This is a genomic window from Opitutaceae bacterium TAV5 (genome assembly GCA_000242935.3).
Lineage (GTDB): Bacteria > Verrucomicrobiota > Verrucomicrobiia > Opitutales > Opitutaceae > Geminisphaera.
Map to the genome: position 1 here is coordinate 3,074,287 of CP007053.1, position 17,480 is coordinate 3,091,766.

Below are 17,480 nucleotides of genomic sequence, written 5' to 3' on the forward strand. Positions count from 1 at the left end.
TCAGGGCATCTCCCGCCTGCGGCGAATCACGGCGAACGCGAGCAGGATCGCTCCTGCCAGAAACGCGCAGGTGGAGGGCTCGGGAACTGCAGGAACGTAAGTCACGCTCAATTCCGGGAACGTCAATGTGGAGTCGGCCTTGCCGGAGGTGGCGAAAAAGGAAAGGGCGTCGAAGGTGGTCACCAGGTTGCTGGCGGTTGTGACGCTCTGCCCGGTGCCGCCATTGATGACACTGGTTATCAGAAGGCCTCCCTCGATCAACTTCAGGGTCAGGGAGCCGGTGATGACACCGGTTCCCGGGCTGACCAGCGTGGGAGAATCGGCAATCTCCGTGCGCCCCGACCACAAGTTTTCATTGCCGTTGCCTCTGCGGAAAAATTTGCTGTTGGCACCGGGCGTGGCATTGGGCGCATACAGGGCGGCATAGCCGGTGTCGTTGTTGAACCTCGCATCGGTGGCGCCGCTGACGTTCCCCGATATCTGGCTCCCGCCCGAGTTGAACAATCCAACCCGGAGGGCACCATCGACATTTCGGAAAACATCACTTCCGCTTGGTGTGATCTGCCAGGAAAGGACAAGCGAATCTCCGACATTCGCCAGAGTGACGGCATCGAAGGTGGCGACCATGTAATTGTATTTCCCTGAACTCCCCAGTGTCCAGGTGAGCGTCGGGTTGCCGGCGTCCGCCGAATAACTCAGGCCGCCAGGATAAGTCGTGTTGGTATCCCCCGACACGTACCACGTATTTGCACCGGCCGTCCCGTCGAGCTTGGTATCCGGTAAATTATAAAGAGCGAATGCCGGAAGAGGGAGCACTGAAAGGAGAGCAGGGACGGCGAGGAGGTGTAGTGGAGTTTTCATGATTTTTCGGGTGTAGGCCAGTGCAGGCAGAACGAGCCTCCATTATGCTTGAAGCAAACCCGCAGAATTTCATACTAATGAAAAATGACCTCTCCAAGCTACCCCGTAACCACGGCGAGCCTCGCGCAGGAAGCCGGCGTCAGCCAGTCCACGGTGTCACTGGCTCTTCGCAATGATCCGCGTGTCCGCGAATCGACCCGGTTGCGGATCCAGGCGTTGGCGGAGGAGCGCGGTTACGTGCCCGATCCGGCTCTCTCCGCTCTGGTCGCCTACCGCGCCCGCACACGCAAGGCGGGGGATTTTGGAAAAATCGCGGTGCTCCACGACTTCGACCGCAAGGAATCCGGTTTCCCTGTTCCGCTGCGGCAGCAGGTAGCCGGCATGAGAGAACGAGCGCGACATCTGGGGTATGATGTGGAGCTTTTCCGGGTGTATCCCGACCAATCCGGATCAATGCGGCTGAGTTCGGTGTTGCACGCTCGCGGTATTCGCGGACTCGTCCTTCTCGCCTTGCGCATGCCGACGCTGTTCATGCGGTGGGAGCACTTTTCCGCCGTAGTCATAGGCGAATACTTTTCCGAACCCAGGCTGAACCACGTCAATCACCACCAAGGCACGATCCTCAACACGATTTACGCGGAATTGCGCAGCCTGGGATATCGCCGGATCGGTTTCTGCAACATCGGCATTTCCGAAGAGCGCAAGCATCACATCTACCTTGGAACCTATCTCAAGTGTCTCTGGCTGGACGGCATTCCGGTCGAAGATTCCCCGCCGTTGTTTTATGACGAGGCTGCCGACTGGTCACCGGTCCCCTGGATCAGGCGCCACAAGTTTGACGCCGTGATGACGATGTTTCCCATGGCGTTTCTCGAAAAGCTGAAGGGAACCCGTTATCGGGTGCCACAGAATCTCGGCCTCGCCGGATATTCGGTTCCGCTGCAGGGAAGCGAGTATCCTTGTTCCGGTTACGCAATCGATCATCACCGGATGGGGGCTGCGGCGGTGGACATGGTCCAGTCAATGATTCACCAGGGCCGGCGGGGTGTGCCGCGGGAAAACGAACTTTCCGACCTCTACATCCGCGGCCAGTGGGTTCACGGAAAAACAACACGCGCACAGTGATTGCGCCAATCCGCCCGGCATATGACACGCCGGGAAATCCGGAATGAACGGCTGGCATCCAGAACCTGCGTAATCCCGGTGATATTACTCGATTTCGAGGCCAAGCAGCCAGGCGCCTTGGCGGGCAGGATTGGCGTCGTTATAAACGAGCCAGCGGGCGTCGGGGCCGAGAGTCGGGTGGCGGGTGACGGTGGCGACATGCAGGGCGCCGGCACGGTGCAGGAAGCGGTGCGGCTTCCGGCCGCCGGCATTTCCCCTCTTGCAGGGCGATTTCAGTTTCTCGCTTTTCCGTCCGTTCCTGCTTTCGACGGCAAATCTCTTTCCGCCTGCGCCCGGTCGTTCCTTCCGACGCCCGCCTCGTGCAACAATTGTAGCACCTTGTCATATCTTCCGACATCGATTGCCGCGTCGCCGCCGCCCCGCACCAGCACCAGGTCCCATGACGGAATGACAATGCAGATGTTGTTCCGGTTGCCTTGTGCGGCAAACGCTTCCGCCGGCGCGTTCGGCCACAGGCGTTTCCCCTGCGCATTCACCCCGTTGGTCCACCAGTTCAATCCGTAGCGTCCCGGCAGGACGGCATACCAGGCATTTCCCTCAAACGGTCTGGTCTCCGGCGCGACCCGGGGGCGCGTGGCCGCCCGCACGTAGTCCGCGCTCAACAACGGCCGCCCGGCCCACCGGCCTTCGTTGGCCAGCAACCAGCCCAGGCGGGCCAGGGCCAGCGGCGTCGTGTGCAACCCCGTTTCCGGATAACCTGCCCCGCCATTGGCAACGACGCCGTCGGGGAAGCGGTTCACGCCCCACGTCCACTCTTCGCTCCGGATGCCGAGCGGAATGCCGATGCGCCGCGCAAACAACGCCTCCAGCCGCTCTCCCGCTGCTACGGTGAGCAAGCGCGCCAGCAGGTCGGACTCCGCGGAATATCGGAAAATCTCACCCGGCGCATGGCGGGGCGCTCCCACCGCGTGTGTCTTGTGGTGGTAATTCACACCACTGGTGAACGTCGCCAGATGCGCCAGCGTCACTCCGGGATAGTCGCTCTTCAGGGCCGGGTCGAACCGCCACGCATAATCATCGGGGGCGAGTTTCCCGTCGTCCCACAACAAGCCCATACACACGCTCAGCACCGACTTGGTGCATGACCAGACCGGCTCCACCGAACCGGCCCCGGCTCCCCGCCAGACCACATACCCCCTGTAAACCACCACGGAGCGACGATTGCCCAATTCGCCGCAAATCGCATCGAGCCGCCCGATCGCGGCCTCGAATGTTTCGGGATCGAGCCCCAGTGCGTGTGGCGCGGCGACCGTCCACTCCTCCGCGGGAAAGACCCGCTCAAGCCCGCCCGCGTCCGCCCACAACAACGCCGGGGCAAAAGTCAGACTTGCGGCCAAACCGGGGAGACGGAACAACCGTTGCGATTTCAGGCTCATGGCAAGATAGCGGCATCCCTCCGGCTACTCCCCCAAAGGCCAGCGCAGGGTCGTCAAATCTCCGCTCTCGAAATCAAAGGTCAGCAACTTCCGCAGATCCGGCGTCGGCACGCCCGGACGGGCCGCCGCCAAGCCTGCCCCAGTCCGAAAATCCAGCGCTGCCGCTCCCGGCACTCCTGCTGCTGCCGCATTGTCTACCGATTCCCCGCCGTCCCCCGCGCCGATAGCGCCGGGGCCGGGAACGCCGGAGCGGGCGGGCATGGCAAGGTTGCGGGCAAGTGTGAAATGGCCGGCGGTCATCTCGTTTTTGGCGTTGCCGGTGACATCGAAGAGCCAGTCGGTGGCGAAGAGGTTGTCGTGCAGCCGGATTTCCGGGATGGATACGTTGCGATCGCCGATGAGTGTGAAAAGGCGTCCGCCGGGGAACCAGACGAGATTGTGGCTGATCTCGATGCCGCGTCCTCCGAGGGCGGGGGATTTGGGGACGCCGGCCATGCTGGCAAGGGCGCTCCAGTTGGAGGCGGACGCGCCGATCTTGAAGACGCCACGCCCGCTGAGCACGGGCTTCCAGTAGTCGGCATGGGCGGGGGTGTTTACGATGACGTTGCGGGTGATGACGATATCGGTCGGCCAGGGAAGGCCGCGCAGGGGTTGCCAGGAAATGGGTTCGAGGGTGTCGAGTATCAGATTTTCGGTGACAGTCATACCGCGCGACCAGTCTTCGGTTTCGATGGCGTTGTCGGCGAGGCGGGCGAAGAGGTTGCGGCGCACGGCGAGGTTTTCGCTGCCGGCGACGGCGTGGCAGGAAAGGCCCTCGAAGGCGTTGACGATCATGCTGTCTTCGATGGTCCAGTCGCGCCCGATGCGGCAGGCGATGCCGATCTCGTACTTGAAAAGTTCGGACGGCAAGCCCTGCCCGGCACCCTTGCGATGCCACATCGCTCCGTAGCGGACGGCCCTCCCGGCGCGCCCGGCGGGGATGTTTTCGGGGAGGCGGGCGAAGCAGTCGGCGATATCCTCAAAGATTGGATACTGGGTGAAAAAACAGCGGCGCAGGGTGACGCGCGCGGCGACGTGGTCGAGGGTGGCGGGATCATGGCGGAGGTTTTTGAAGGCATGGCCTTTTGCCGGGTCGATGGGGGTTTCCTGATAGTTGCCGGAGACGGCGGTGCGGCAGCCGTAAAACCAGTTGTCGGTGATGGTGACGTCGGGGGCTTCGGTGTAGATGCCGGCGACGCCGGGCGTCTCGAACGTGAAACCTTCGATGCGGATGTGCGCCGGGCGTTCGCCGAGAATGCCGATGTTGTAGTGTGCGGGCTGGCTGATGAGGGTGCCTTCGAAGCCGCCGCCGGTTGGAGGGGCGACGGCGATGATGTGGCTGGCGGGGTTAAGGTCGGGCGCACCCGCGGCGCGGCGGGCATGGCGGGGATGGAGGCGGAGGTAGAGTTGTTTTCCGGTTTCGTCGTAATAATAGCCGTGAAGGGGGCCGGGGGCGTTTTGAGTTTGAAAGGTGTTGAGGGCATCGAGCGTGGCGTAGGGATAGAGGTCGGTGTTGTCGTAGAGGACGCGGGCAGGCCAGCCGGCGGCGGGGTGCTGGTAGTGGGTGCGATAGAGATGCGTGGCAGGGTCAACGAGTTCCCAGGTTGTTTTGGTTTTACGGATACGTATATCGGCCCCGGTAATGATGACGGAATGGGGAGAGGGGTTTGAGGTCCCGGGTGTGGCGGCGCGAAGCGTGATGGGGGCGTCGGCGGTGCCGCGAAGGGTGGCGGGGATTGTGACGTGTTCGAAATAGATGCCGGGGGCAATGAGGAGGGTGTCGCCGGGTTGAACACGGGCGACGGCAGCCTGGATGGTAAGGAAGGGCGTGTCGGGTGTGAGGCCGGCGGTCGCCGCCGGAGCGGCGTCATTGCCCGTGGCGGCGTTGATGTGCCAGGTGGTGGCAGGGGCGGCGAGGGGGGCGAAGATGAGGAGCGCGGTGACGAGGATGCGGTGCATGGTGGATTGTTCAGGGAATGGGAAAAAGAAGAGGAATCGGAGGGGGAGAAGCAACGGAGCGGCGAGCATCCCGCCGCCGGACGAGGCGACAGCCTCGCCTGATCGGGAGGCAGGGGTCGCGCGCACAGTCGGGGGCGCGCTGACGCGCGTCCGGCGGCGGGACGCTCGCCGCTCCGTCATGTCTCGCGCGGGCCGACTTTCGGTGGGAACCAGGTGTCGCCGGGTTGCAGGGCTCCGATGTCGGGGAGGGGGGGGACGGGAATGGGGATTTCTGGCGGTTCGGTGTCGTCGCCTGCGACAAAGGGCGCGGGACCGGGCTGACCGGGCGTGGCAGGTGAAACATGGTTGCGCGCAAAGGTGAAAAAGCCGGCGGGCAGGTCGGCAGCGGGATCTTTTGAAAGAACGTAGTCGGTGGCGATGATGTTACGGGTGAAAAAGACGTTCTGGATGGGAACGTTGCGGCTGCCCATGAGGGTGAAAAGGCGTCCGCCGGGGAAGGTGATGGTGTTGTTGCAAAAGAAGAGTCCGGGCAGGGGAGCGGCGAGGGGGGACTTGGGAACGTCGGCGTTGCGACCGTTATTCCAGTTTTTGAGCGATATCCCGATTTTGAATACGCCGCGTCCTCCGTGGGGGGCGGGTTGCCAGAGGCGCGCGGCGTCGGGGGTGTTCTCGATGATGTTTTGGTAAAAATAGACCGGGCCGGGCCAGGGGGGGGAGCCGTAAGGCTGCCAGGAAAAGGGCTCCAGAACGTCGAGGAAATGGTTGCGGTAGATATGGACGTTGCGGGATCGGTTTTCGGTTTCGATGGCGTTGTCGCAGATACGGGCGAAGACGTTGTCGTGGATGCGGACGTCCACCGCGTTGCCCATACCGTCGTTGGCGAGGCCTTCGAAGGTGTCGTGGATGTAGTTGTTGCGTATTACCCAGCCGCGGCCGATACGGACGGCGATGCCGTTTTCGTAGTTTTTGGTGTTTTTGGGGAGTCCGTAGCGTCCGGTGGTTTTGCGATGCCAGATGGCGGACCAGGGGGCGCGCTGGCCGGGCTGGAGTTTGAGTTCGCGGAGGAGTTCGGTGGCATCGTTCCAAGTGGAAAACTCGGTGTATTCGCAGTGTTCGATGGTGATGTCGGAGGCGGTGGCGTACGGGTCGGCGTCGGGTTTGCGGGCTTCGCCTTTGTTGTTGCCGCGGACGGCGTAGGGGGCGCCGAAAAACCAGTTGTCGCGGATGGTGATGTTGCTGGCGGTGGTGGTGATGGCGGAGTCGCCGGGAGTTTCAAAAGTGATGCCTTCGATGATGAGATGGGCGGGGCCGCGGGCACGGATGTTGATGCCGGTGCCGAGAACTCGCCGGGGTGAGACGGCGATGGCGTGTTGGTTGGGGTCGGCGGGGCCGTATTGGCCGGATGGATGCAGGCGGAGGTAGAGTTTTTTTCCCGATCCGGTGCCGTCGTAAAAAAATCCGTGGCGGGGGCCGGGAGCGGTGGTGGTGTCGGTGGGGCGGAGGGTTAAGGTGTTGAGCGCTTCGCGGTCGGCATAGGGGAAGAGGTCAACGTGGTCATAGGTGACGCGGGCGGGAGCGGGGCCGGCGTAAGGGGCGGCGTAGAGTTGGGTGTCGGGGTCGATGAGTTGCCAGCGGGTTTTGCCGGTGCGGATGGCGGGGTTGGCTCCACTGAGAATGACGCGGTTTTTGGCGATGCGGTCGGCGCGGAGGGTGATGGGGGCGTCGGGGGTGCCGCGTTTGTCCTCGGCGAGGGTGACGTGTTCGAAATAGATGCCGGGGTGAATGATGATTTCGTCGCCGGGTTGGACGAGGTCGGCGGCGCGCTGGACGGTGCGGAAGGCGGTCGCGGGTGACAGGCCATCGTGTCCGTTGTCACCCGTCGCAGCGTCAACGTGAAGGGTGCGGGCATGGAGGCATGGAAACCAGATAACGCAAATCAGGATACAAGTGAGAAATACCGGACGTAATGCGATGGGCGGGAGGAGGAGGGGAGAGGCGCGTGTAGTCATCGTCACAGGAGGGGAGGGTAGGGGCGGGCGGGAAATTCCGATCCGGTGTGGTTTGGTGATCAACAGTAAAACAATAAACCAAGGGAGGGCGGGAGGGATACGGAGGAGCGTATAAAGGTTAAAACTCTCCGTGTTCTTCGCGGGTCCCTAATTTTGCCCCCAGAAGGGGGTTTTTTTGGCAGCGGTGTTGCCCATGTCGTCGGAGGGAATGGTGGCGGGGGCGCGGGTTTCGACGTGGCCGTCAATGAAGGCGACGTTGAGTTTGCCTTTATGAATGGCGGGCAGGGTCTCGGCTGTTGTTTGTTCATTCCAGACGATGGGGGGATCGATCACAATCTTTTTGGCTGTGGTTGATCCCGGATGGACGTATTGGCGGACAGCGCCTTGGGCCAACATGCTACCGTCCATGAAGAAACAGGTCTTGCTGGGAGTGCTGATCTCGTGGATGTTTCTGGTGGTGCCGCAGACGACCTGATTGATGCTGTAAGTTCGGAGTCCATCGGTGAGTTTGTCAGGATCGGCGTGGCGCAGGAGGGTTTCGGGGCAGGTGAAGACACCGGCTTTTTTGGCGCCTGTGACCGCGATGTAGGGGCGAATGCTATTCGGGCTATTGTTCTCGGTGTCCCGCCATCCTGACGGGTCAGGCATGCGTCCGCGGTTGTCGGCGATCCAGAGTTGGGCTCCTTGCGCGACTTGGCGAAGGTTGCTGATGCATTGGACAGTCCGGGCGGTACGGCGGACGGCGGATACGGTGGGAATCAGGATGCCTGCCAGAACGCCAATGATTGCGATGACCGTGAGCAACTCGATCAGGGTGAAGGCGCGGTGTTTCATATGGGTGTTTTTGGGGGGAGGTGTGGTGGGAGGGGAAAAGAGGAAAACGTCAATCCCCTTCCGATTGTGTGCGCATTATCAGCGACAACGAAGTTTAAGGACGATCATGCACAGTAAAGCGATAACACCGCCAAGCAGGGTTGCGGCCCGGGGCTCGGGGATCGTGCTTATCGTAATGTTGTCGATCCAGTAATCGGAACGATTGCTGACATTGGAGAAGCGCAGGGAATCGAAGCCACCATTCACGCCGCTGTAGTCGTAGGTCTCCGGGGTCAGGAATGCCGTGCCTGTGATGGTGCCTTCCGCATCGAGCGTATAGACGGCCACTCCGTAGGTGCCGCTTGATCCGGTAGCGGGGTTGACGGTGAGCACGAAACGATACCACGCGTTCTGGTCCAGGATTGCCTGTCCCGTGAGATCGGTGCCGTCGTCCCGTATGCGGAGGCTTGTCGTCCCGCCGGAAGAGCCCGCACTGTGCAGACGAATCAGCGGAGCTTTGGCCGGAACGCTTGTCCCCTGGCCCAGGCCGAAGTTGAAGCTCGCGCCAGCGCTTCCGCTTTGCGGCCCGACATAAAGGTCGAAGGAAACGGAAAACGTCTCCTGCACACGATGCTCTGCATCCGTAAAGGCGAGGGTGGCGACGTTGGTGTTGCTGCTGGTAGCGCCTTCGGTTCTCGCACCGATCCAGAAGAGATTGCCGTCGGACAGGGACGCGGGATGGGCGCTGAGGCCGCTCGGTATTTTGGGATTTTGCGTTCCAGGCCCGGCGATGAAGAAGGTATTTATCGTGGATGTACCGCCAAGGCTGATTGTCCAGCCAGCGGTGCCGGTGGGGAGCGCGCCAACGGTGTAACCGTCGGCAGCGGAAAAACCGGTCTCGTAGATGACGGCTGCGCTGACGAGCGGCGCGATGGTGAGGAATGCAACCAGAGGGATGACGGAGAAGCAGGGAGTACGGTGACTTTTCATGGGTGGAAACGTGGAGGTTCAGGCTTGTTTTCGGGATGACGTCGAAAGGCGTGGTACGGGCGACGGATCTTACGGTGGCATCTTCATGGAGGTGTTTCCAGCCTCTCGTGGCTTTATGATAAAGTAGGCGACCCCATTTTTCGGGAAGCGTTTTGCAGGAGCTATTTCAGGCGATGCCGAGACCCGGCCGGCGCGGGGCGGGTGGTTTTGCCCTGCACAAAATCTCCGTCCACCCTGAGCGTGCGGGGGATGGCGGGAGGCCGCGCCTTCAGGCGCAGTGTCACGGACGGAATTCTCCGCGAGGTGAAATGAAAGGGAGGCGGTAAACCGTGAAATCGGTGTGGTCGGTCGTCAGCACCGTGGCACCGCGATGGCGGCGGGCAAGCAGCACCGCGCAGGCATCGGCGTAGTCCATGCGCGTCTTCCATGTCGCCATCTCATCCAGCACATCCACGGGCGCAGGGTCTTCCACCTGCATGCGTTCGACGAGTGTGCGCAATTTGACCATGCCGGACGTGCTGTTGCCAAGTCCGTGCGTAGCCTCTGCCACTGCGGCCGAGGTGACGATGAAGGGACCCGGGCGGTTCAGCATCGAACTTTTTGCCCATTCGTGGTCGGGATCGCGCGCGTTGAGTGCCGCTATGAGCGGACCCGCATCAAATATTATGATCGGCGAGGATGCGCGCACGAATGTGTTGTTTGAGTGCCTTGCCCTTCAGCGGAGGAAACGACAGGGAGCCGAAAACATGCTCCACCCCGGCAAAGGGATTGCCGGGAACGGCCTTCATGGTGACAGGGGCTTTTGCGCGCGCGGCAGGCTTGCGGCGGCGAGCGGGTTTCCTGGCTTTGGCCAACGTACTCATGCCCGCAGACTGTGTCCCGAAGTGCATTTTGGCAAGAAGGCAGCCGCCCGCGGCATTATTTCCGGCGGCGAGACCCGGGCGGCGCGGGGCGGGTGGTTTCGCCCTGCACGAAATCGCCGTCCACCATGAGCGTGCGGGGGATGTCGGGGAGGCCGCGTTCGCCGGTGCGTATCTGGGACAGGAGAAAATCGACCGAGGAGGCGCCGACTTGCGGGGCGTTCTGGTTGATGCCGGTGACGCCGGGCATCGTCTCGTTGATGTCCACGTTGGCCAGGCCGATGTCCGCCGGTGTGCGCAGGCCGAGTCCGGACAACCACCGCTGCACGTCGATATCGACCGTGACGACGACGTCGGGCCGGGAGGCCCGGAGCCAGTCGGCGAAAGCCGCCCGGGTCCAGGCGCCGCCTGCGCCGAAAAACATCGGGAGATCGCGGGTGCTGGCGTCGGGCAGGAGACTTTGTGTGGCGAGCCAGGCGGCCCGCCAGTGGTGGTTGGCGCGTTCGTCCTGGCCGGGCCCCATGGCCAGACCCATGCGCCGGTAGCCGGCCTCGAGGAGGCGGCGCAGAAGGAGCATCATCGACTGGAACTGCTGGTTGCAGCAGCGGTGAAGCACAGGGGTGAGCAGCGAATAGCCGAGCTCGACCACGGAAAAGTGTTCCCACTGGAATTTCCGGAAAAGATGACCGGGATCCTGAAGCGGAGCGATGATGGCGCCTTCGATGCCACGATTGCGCAGGATGCGGGAGAGGCGCTCTTCGGTCATGCCGGGCTCCCGCAGCCAGAACTCCTCGAGGTGATAGCCGAGTTCGCGGGCGCGGCGGACAGCGCCGTCATGGTAATCACGCTGGGTGGGGATTTTTTTCCAGGCGAGGCGTTCGCGGTGGGCGGTCAGATAAGCGAGAACGGTGCCGGTGGCGGTGGGCTTTTTGCCGCGCACGCGCTCCATGAGCTGGCTGATGTTGGGATCGGGGCGATAGCCGAGCTTCGTCGCTATTTTCTGGATACGGGTGCGGGTCTGCGGCGGGATGCTGGTGTGGTTGCGCAGGGCGAGCGACACGGCCTGCGCCGACACGCCGGCGGCGGCAGCGACGTCTTTGAGGCGGGGAACGCAGGCGGCGGCAGGTGCATCGGGCGGCATGCACCGAGGTGAAGGACGAACGGGAAAGAGGGAAAGGGGAAACTTTCCGCCCCGGGATTGTCGGGCGCGAGGAGGTTGACGGCGATACATCCCTTGCCAGCTAACTGATCCGGATCTCGCCTGATCACGATTCCTTGGGGATGTGGCCCAACAACAACGCACCTGCCTTTCTGAATGTGATATGCGTGCCGTGTCATGTCGCATCAGAGGAGAAAGAATTTGCGTAAAAACTTAGAAAAAATGCGTGAAATCGTTTCTTTCCGCAGCCTCGATTTTACTAGAATCCACGACGACATATCCCGACACGCCCCCATAAGCATGCCTTGCCGAAAAAAACGAAAATCCATGAACCGCCAACCACGCTCCAGCCCCCATGCCCTCGCGCCAATCTCAAATACGGCGGTTTTTCCGCAAAACACAACACGGATGCTGCGCCATGTTCATCATGCTTGCGCCGCCTTCACTCTGGTCGAATTGCTGACCGTCATCGTCATTATTGGCATTCTTGCCGCTATTGCCATCCCCGTGATCAGCAAAGTCCGGGAATCCGCCCGCACCGCCCAATGCCAGTCCAACCTCCGTCAAATCGGAAATTCCCTGTATCTCTTCATCAATGACAACAAAAACAGCATGCCCGTAGCCAATGTGAACTGGTACACCTGGATGCATGAGCTGAAACCCTATGCCAATGCCGGTGACAGGGTCCGGTCTGCAACGATGTCGGGGCGATTCTTCCTCTATTGTCCCACTTACGAATACGAAGCCACCGCCAACAAAAACTGGACCTACCTGGGTTACAAATGGAATGGCAACGTGGGCTCCGACCGGAACCCCAAGGCCAAAAACGTCAGTTTGCTGGACTCACCGGGCACGACCGTTGTTTGTTGGGATGCCAAGTGTATTTCCGGTTGGGATATAGGCTTGCCGGAAGCTGGCTGGGGAGGGGGAAGCTACGTTGAATTCGCCTACCGCCACGGGAACCGGTGTCACTTTCTGTTCCTGGACGGGCACGTGAAAGGTTACGCCAGTGGCCCCAAGGGGAATCCACTCGATTATCCGAATCTCTCCTGGCACCCGTGATACCAGGATCCCCTCTGGATTTTATCCTTAACTACGGATTTCACAGATCCTCCAAGAGATTTAAAAGGATGGGAAACTATCTTTTGAAACCCTTGCCTCGATCCGGGTTTCACCGGGCGGAGACCTGACGCCGGTAGCGCAGCGGTGAAACGCCGAGCCGGGCGCGGAAAAGCTGCGCCATGTATTCGGGGGACGAGAAGCCGGAGGCATCCGCCACCTGGGGGATGGGCAGGGTCGTCTCGCGCAGGAGTTCCCTGGCGCGCTCCAGGTGGGTGTCGCGAATGTATTCGGCCGGACTGCGTTCGAGCGTCTGCGCGAATTTCTGTTCCAGGGTGCGCCGCGAGACGCCGGCATGCCGGGCCAGATCGTCCACCTGCAACGGTTCCCCCGCGTGCTGGCGCACGTAACCGATGGCGGCGCGGAGAGCCGGATCGGTGATCGCCAGCACATCGCTGGACTGGCGTGTGCGAATGCCGAGCGGCTTGATGAGCCGGACCGGCGGCGGAGCGGACGGCCGCGATTGTCGGACGGGGCCGGCGCTTCTTTTTTTTACCGGCGTTCCGGCCGGAGGCGCGGCGGTCGCCTTCGCGGCCATCAGGTCGGCGAGCATCTGTGCCGCCTCGTGGCCGATCTCCGCGCCGGGATGCGTGATGCCCGACATGGGAACATGCGACATCTCCAGAAAAATCTCGTCATCCGAAAGCATGACAAGCGCGACCTCCTCCGGAATCCGAAGCCCGGCGAGGTGGACCGCGTGGATCACTTCGCGTCCGATCGCCCAGGAAAAAAGTCCGACGGGTTTCGGCAGTTCGCGCAGCCAGCCGGCGAGTTCCCGAATGCTCACGTTCCAGTCGGCCACCCCCCAGGCGCGGTTTTTCACGCTCTTGGGAAAAAAGCGGCCGCCTGCGTGTTGCACAAAATGGCCAAACTCGCGGGACATGTTTCCGTCAAAGGCGTTCCGGTCCAGCCGCAGGTAACCGAGGTTTTCGTAGCCGCGTTCGAAATAATACTCCGCCGCCATGCGCAGGCAGGCGGAGATGTCGGTGGTCACGGTCGGGAACGCAAGGCCCGGAAAGGTGAGCTGCGAGATGTTGACGACCGGAATGTCGAGCGCATGCAACTGGCGCGCCATGGCCATGTCCTTGATGTCGGCAATGACGCCTTCGCCGACCCAGCCGGCGGGCATCCGGATGCTTTCGTTGGAGCCGTGCGGCTCCAGGAAAATCTGCCAGTAATCGCCCTTGCGCAGGTAGCGGTTGATCCCGTCGAGAATGGAGCGCGCCCACGTGGTGGACGTCTCGACAAGCAGGGCGACGCGGGGAGAATCGGGAGAGGCGGAAGAAGCAGGAGGCATGGCCGGGACAACGGGAAACAGGTATCAGAAAAATAATGACAGAATTTTCCCGATAGTCAGCCGGCATTCCGTCTGGCGGCAATCAGACGGAGTTCCCTGGCTGTGAGCAGATCCTTTTCGCGTCCCAGTGCTTCCTTGGCCGAGATCAGATCACGCAGGGACATCACCCTGAAACGGGTGCCATCCACCTCGATTTCTTCCGCTTGCTGTTTCAGGCGTTCGAATTCGCCCACGCCCATAACCGAGGAAAGGATGTCAATTACGCCCTTGTCGGTCTGGAGGCAGAGATTTTTGACGGGTTGATCGTCTGCCGGGTATTGAAGAAACGACAGTCGCTGGGGCGTCATCCGGTGCCGCGGATTCCACTCGGCCAGAGCCTGTCGCAGCCTGGATACGTTTTCGGGTGTAAGCAGGGCACAGATGTCGATGTCCTGGGTGACGTAGGATGCCCCATGCGTAACGGCTGCGAACCCGCCGATGATGACAAAATCCAGCCCTGCCTCAGCGAGCCGTTTGAGAAGTGCGCTGAAGTCCTGCATGGCGAGTTTCCATAGCGTTTCTGAGTTTTAGTGCCAGCGTCAGGGCGGCATCGTGCCGGCGCCAGCGTTCGGCTACGGGCAACGCCAGAAGGGTATCCACCAGATCGAGATCGATGCCCGCACGGCGTGCGTCTTCGATGTCGTTCATTTCAGGGGTCTGCTTCCGGTTGTACATGCCAACAACGTGTAATGATTCGGGGGCGCAGGCAAATACCTGTTTTGCCGATTTGATTCCTGCACCAATGGCGGATCCTGGCGGGAACCCGGGCCTGCTGCTGCATGATCTTTGGGTCATGGACATGTTCTTGCGTAAAATATAAGAAAATATGCGCAAAGCCACATTTATCTGCGCGGCCGATTCTGATAGAGTGATGTCCTCGCCTCTCCCGTTGGCCCCGTCTCCCTCGCTACTTCCATTCCCGATGAAAACCGTCCGCAGCACTCCCCGTTTCCTCTTTCCGTTTCTGCTGGCTGCCATCGTGCCGGTCACCGCATTGCCGGCCTTTGCGTACACCGGTGGCGAAGGCATGACGTTGCTCTGGAAGTGTGACGAGACCGGCGCGCTCGCGCAGGTCGCCGACGCTTCCGGCAACGGCAACGCCGGCACCGTCAACGGCACGCTCGCCGGCACGGCGGACGGCGTTTCCGGCGGCGCTTTCACCGGGTTCACGTCCGCCGCGAATACGGTGTCGTTCGAAACCGGGCAGGAGTGGCCGGCCCGCTTCACGCTCCAGCTCTGGCTGCGCAACCCCGGCAACGCCGCCGCTAACGTCATCGCGGTCGGCGGTGCCACAAAAAATGCCAACCGCCCCTGGCAACTTCAGGTCAGCGCGCCCGACGCCGCCGGCAACCGCACCCTCGCGCTCGTTTACCAGTCGTGGATCGGCACCACGCAGACCTTCACCAGCGAACCGTTCAAATGGGAACGCGACACCTGGTACCAGCTCACGCTTGCGTGGTCCTCCACACAAGTCCGCTACAAGGACAAGGACGGCAAGGAAAAGGTCGAGACCGGCGTCGGCTTCAAAATTTACCTGACACCCGCCGGAGCCGAAGAAGCCAACTTCCTCTTCGGCGGCACCACCGCCCGCGCCCGCTGCGGCGGCAAGGCCACGCAACTCTTCACCGTCGGCGGCGCCGGCCGCGGTTACTACAAGGAGCAGGTCGCCGGCAGCTTCGGCGGCGACATCGACGAAGTCGTTCTCTGGCTCGGCAAGATCCTTACCGATGCGCAGCTCAACGCAGGATTGAAACCGTAAGTCCGTTCTCCCCCTCCATACACATATACATACCACCCGCAAGTTGCCGAAACATCAATACACCAACTCCGAACCACCATGAAAACCCGAACCTCAACATGCCGGAAATTCGTAAAGCCCACCGGCGCGGCCCTCGCCGCCGCGGCCCTTGCCAGTCTGTCTCACGCGACTGACGGCAACTGGATTTCCATCGACACCCCAACCGACTGGAGCGATGCCACCAAATGGGAAAGCGGCAACATCGCCGATGGCGTCGGTGCCACCGCCACAATCAACACCAACATCGGCGGCGCCAAAACCATCAACATCGATTCGAATCGCACGCTTGGCACCCTGAACATTGGCGACACCAACAACACGCATGCCTTCACACTCGCCGCGACCAATGACGCCGTGCTTACTCTCGACAACGGCGGTTCCGGCGCACATATCAACCAACTCTCCACCAGCAAAGGCGACACCCTCTCGGCCAACATCACGCTCGACGATGACGTGACATTTTCCAACGCGAGCGGGAACACCCTGCTCGTTACCGGAAACATTTCGGGAACCCGCGCCCTCACCATCAACTCCACCGGCACCGGGGCGACCCGGTTCAACGGGGCCAACAGTTTTTCGGCTGTAACCATCAAAAACGGCACGCTCGGCGTGGGTCAGCGCCAAGCACTGGGTGATGGGGTCATCACCATCGGCGACGCCTCCGCAGGTACAGGTGCGAATGCCACGCTTTCCCTGTATGGCAGCAGTGGATCATTCTCCGACACAGCCAATGCCATCCATGTCGTCGGTACAGGGGTCAATACCCTGGTGCACACCTCCTGGGCTGCCACGTTCACCAACACAGTGACGCTGGACCAGGATCTCATCCTCCGCATCACCGGAACATCCACCAACGCGCTCACCCTGTCCGGTGCCATCACAGGAACTGGCGGATTGATCACAGAAACCCCGTGGGGCTCCCCCAACGTCATTAGCCTGACCGGCAAAGGAAGCAACTATTCGGGCGGGCTTACCGTCAAGGCAGGGAGAACCAGTGTCCGTTATACAGACGGCCTCGGCACTGGCGATGTCACGATTGGCGATGCTGCCAACACCGGTATCGCCGCCAGCCTCACCATAGGCGGAACAAGCGAAGGCTTTTCAGCGACCAACCAACTCCATGTCCGTGGCAACGGTGTGAACACGCTTGGGGTGACCGCCTGGAGCGCGACCTACTCGGGTCCGATCACACTGCACGACAGCAACCTCACTCTCCAGGCGAACAGCACCAGCGGCGCCACCCTCACCGTCGACGGGGGCATTACGGGCACGGGCGATCTCACGCTCACCACCACCGGCCACGCCACCAACACCGGTGCCAGCCCTACGCGCGTTTTTCTGAACGGTTTCGTCAACAACACCGGCACCATCACCTCGACGAGCACGGGCGTCCCCACTACTCGCGGCGTTTACATTGCCGGCACCATCGGCAGCAACGTCACCGACATCATCCAGACCGGAGCCCAGTCGCGGCTTGTTTTGACCGGCACGGATAACGCCTTCACCGGCGACGTGGACATTCAGGGCGGTACGCTGACCCTCGGTAGTGGAGCAGTTACTACAACAGCCACCTTCCTGACCGACACCGCCAGCCTCTATCTCTACACGACCGACGAATCCGGCCTCGTCCTCAATTTCAAGGACTACACCGTCATCGAAAGCATTGCCGGCCTCTACATCGACGGCGCGAAACAAGCCGCCGGCACATGGGGCGCGATCGGATCGGGGGCCGACTACGAATCCACGCTCATCACCGGCACCGGCCTGCTTCAGGTGGGGGCCGTCCCCGAACCCGCCACCGTTGCCCTCCTTGCCGGGGCCTTCGTTCTCGGCGGCACCCTTGCCATTCGCCGTTTCCGCAACCGGAAGTAAACTCCCTCCTTCCCCCCCCTCCCTTTGCGGCGTGCAATCGCACGCCGCCCACTTTTCCCATCAACATCCCCTGCCGGTCACGGCAATATTCGTCATCAACCAAA

At 61.7% G+C, this 17,480-nt stretch carries 17 protein-coding genes; 5 read left to right on the top strand and 12 right to left on the bottom strand.

Going from position 1 to position 17,480, the window contains the following annotated elements; genetic code table 11:
- A complete protein-coding gene (locus OPIT5_13405; GenBank protein AHF91053.1) occupies positions 1 to 861 on the bottom strand; it encodes an anchor protein in 861 nt (286 codons plus the stop codon).
- An 84-nt stretch (positions 862 to 945) separates the two neighbouring features.
- On the opposite strand from OPIT5_13405, the gene OPIT5_13410 reads away from it, so the two are divergent.
- Positions 946 to 1,986, top strand: coding sequence for a LacI family transcriptional regulator (locus tag OPIT5_13410; GenBank protein ID AHF91054.1), 1,041 nt, complete (start codon positions 946 to 948; stop codon positions 1,984 to 1,986).
- A 272-nt stretch (positions 1,987 to 2,258) separates the two neighbouring features.
- Here the strand turns inward: OPIT5_13410 and OPIT5_13415 are convergent, their stop codons facing one another.
- From OPIT5_13415 to OPIT5_13455, 9 genes are all read right to left on the bottom strand, one after another.
- Entirely contained in the window at positions 2,259 to 3,422 is a 1,164-nt protein-coding gene (locus OPIT5_13415) for a hypothetical protein (GenBank protein ID AHF94369.1), read from the bottom strand.
- A gap of 24 nt (positions 3,423 to 3,446) precedes the next feature.
- Complete coding sequence (locus tag OPIT5_13420) at positions 3,447 to 5,420, bottom strand: hypothetical protein (protein ID AHF91055.1); 1,974 nt, start codon at positions 5,418 to 5,420, stop codon at positions 3,447 to 3,449.
- A 176-nt stretch (positions 5,421 to 5,596) separates the two neighbouring features.
- Entirely contained in the window at positions 5,597 to 7,429 is a 1,833-nt protein-coding gene (locus tag OPIT5_13425; GenBank protein ID AHF91056.1) for a hypothetical protein, read from the bottom strand.
- A gap of 147 nt (positions 7,430 to 7,576) precedes the next feature.
- A complete protein-coding gene (locus OPIT5_13430; GenBank protein ID AHF91057.1) occupies positions 7,577 to 8,263 on the bottom strand; it encodes an N-terminal cleavage protein in 687 nt (228 codons plus the stop codon).
- A 78-nt stretch (positions 8,264 to 8,341) separates the two neighbouring features.
- The gene (locus OPIT5_13435; GenBank protein ID AHF91058.1) at positions 8,342 to 9,232 is read right to left on the bottom strand and encodes a hypothetical protein; all 891 of its coding nucleotides are present in this window, start codon (positions 9,230 to 9,232) and stop codon (positions 8,342 to 8,344) included.
- 161 nt (positions 9,233 to 9,393) lie between these two features.
- A complete protein-coding gene (locus OPIT5_13440) occupies positions 9,394 to 9,516 on the bottom strand; it encodes a hypothetical protein (GenBank protein ID AHF94370.1) in 123 nt (40 codons plus the stop codon).
- Complete coding sequence (locus tag OPIT5_13445) at positions 9,513 to 9,920, bottom strand: DNA-binding protein (GenBank protein AHF91059.1); 408 nt, start codon at positions 9,918 to 9,920, stop codon at positions 9,513 to 9,515. Before OPIT5_13445 ends, OPIT5_13440 begins: the two co-directional genes overlap by 4 nt.
- Positions 9,889 to 10,095: a hypothetical protein gene (locus tag OPIT5_13450; protein AHF94371.1), complete on the bottom strand. Its 207-nt coding sequence runs from the start codon at positions 10,093 to 10,095 to the stop codon at positions 9,889 to 9,891. The genes OPIT5_13445 and OPIT5_13450 overlap by 32 nt, the downstream gene beginning before the upstream one ends.
- A gap of 55 nt (positions 10,096 to 10,150) precedes the next feature.
- The gene (locus tag OPIT5_13455) at positions 10,151 to 11,233 is read right to left on the bottom strand and encodes a LacI family transcriptional regulator (protein AHF91060.1); all 1,083 of its coding nucleotides are present in this window, start codon (positions 11,231 to 11,233) and stop codon (positions 10,151 to 10,153) included.
- 345 nt (positions 11,234 to 11,578) lie between these two features.
- Between OPIT5_13455 and OPIT5_13460 the strand changes: the two genes are divergently transcribed.
- Complete coding sequence (locus OPIT5_13460; protein AHF91061.1) at positions 11,579 to 12,313, top strand: N-terminal cleavage protein; 735 nt, start codon at positions 11,579 to 11,581, stop codon at positions 12,311 to 12,313.
- A 109-nt stretch (positions 12,314 to 12,422) separates the two neighbouring features.
- On the opposite strand, the gene OPIT5_13465 is transcribed toward OPIT5_13460, so the two are convergent.
- Both OPIT5_13465 and OPIT5_13470 read right to left on the bottom strand, forming a co-directional pair.
- The gene (locus OPIT5_13465; protein ID AHF91062.1) at positions 12,423 to 13,667 is read right to left on the bottom strand and encodes an AraC family transcriptional regulator; all 1,245 of its coding nucleotides are present in this window, start codon (positions 13,665 to 13,667) and stop codon (positions 12,423 to 12,425) included.
- Positions 13,668 to 13,723: 56 nt separating this feature from the next.
- Positions 13,724 to 14,206, bottom strand: a complete 483-nt coding sequence (locus tag OPIT5_13470) for a nucleotidyltransferase (GenBank protein AHF91063.1) — start codon at positions 14,204 to 14,206, stop codon at positions 13,724 to 13,726.
- Between the two features lie 52 nt (positions 14,207 to 14,258).
- Between OPIT5_13470 and OPIT5_13475 the strand changes: the two genes are divergently transcribed.
- The 3 genes from OPIT5_13475 (at position 14,259) to OPIT5_13485 (ending at position 17,376) form a co-directional block, all read left to right on the top strand.
- Positions 14,259 to 14,396 carry a hypothetical protein gene (locus tag OPIT5_13475; GenBank protein ID AHF94372.1) on the top strand — a complete coding sequence of 46 codons (138 nt, stop codon included), beginning with the start codon at positions 14,259 to 14,261 and terminating at the stop codon, positions 14,394 to 14,396.
- A gap of 232 nt (positions 14,397 to 14,628) precedes the next feature.
- Positions 14,629 to 15,465 (top strand): hypothetical protein, encoded by an 837-nt coding sequence (locus tag OPIT5_13480; protein AHF91064.1) that lies wholly within the window; start codon positions 14,629 to 14,631, stop codon positions 15,463 to 15,465.
- 78 nt (positions 15,466 to 15,543) lie between these two features.
- Positions 15,544 to 17,376 (top strand): glycosyltransferase family 1, encoded by a 1,833-nt coding sequence (locus tag OPIT5_13485; GenBank protein ID AHF91065.1) that lies wholly within the window; start codon positions 15,544 to 15,546, stop codon positions 17,374 to 17,376.
- Positions 17,377 to 17,480 lie beyond the last annotated feature (104 nt).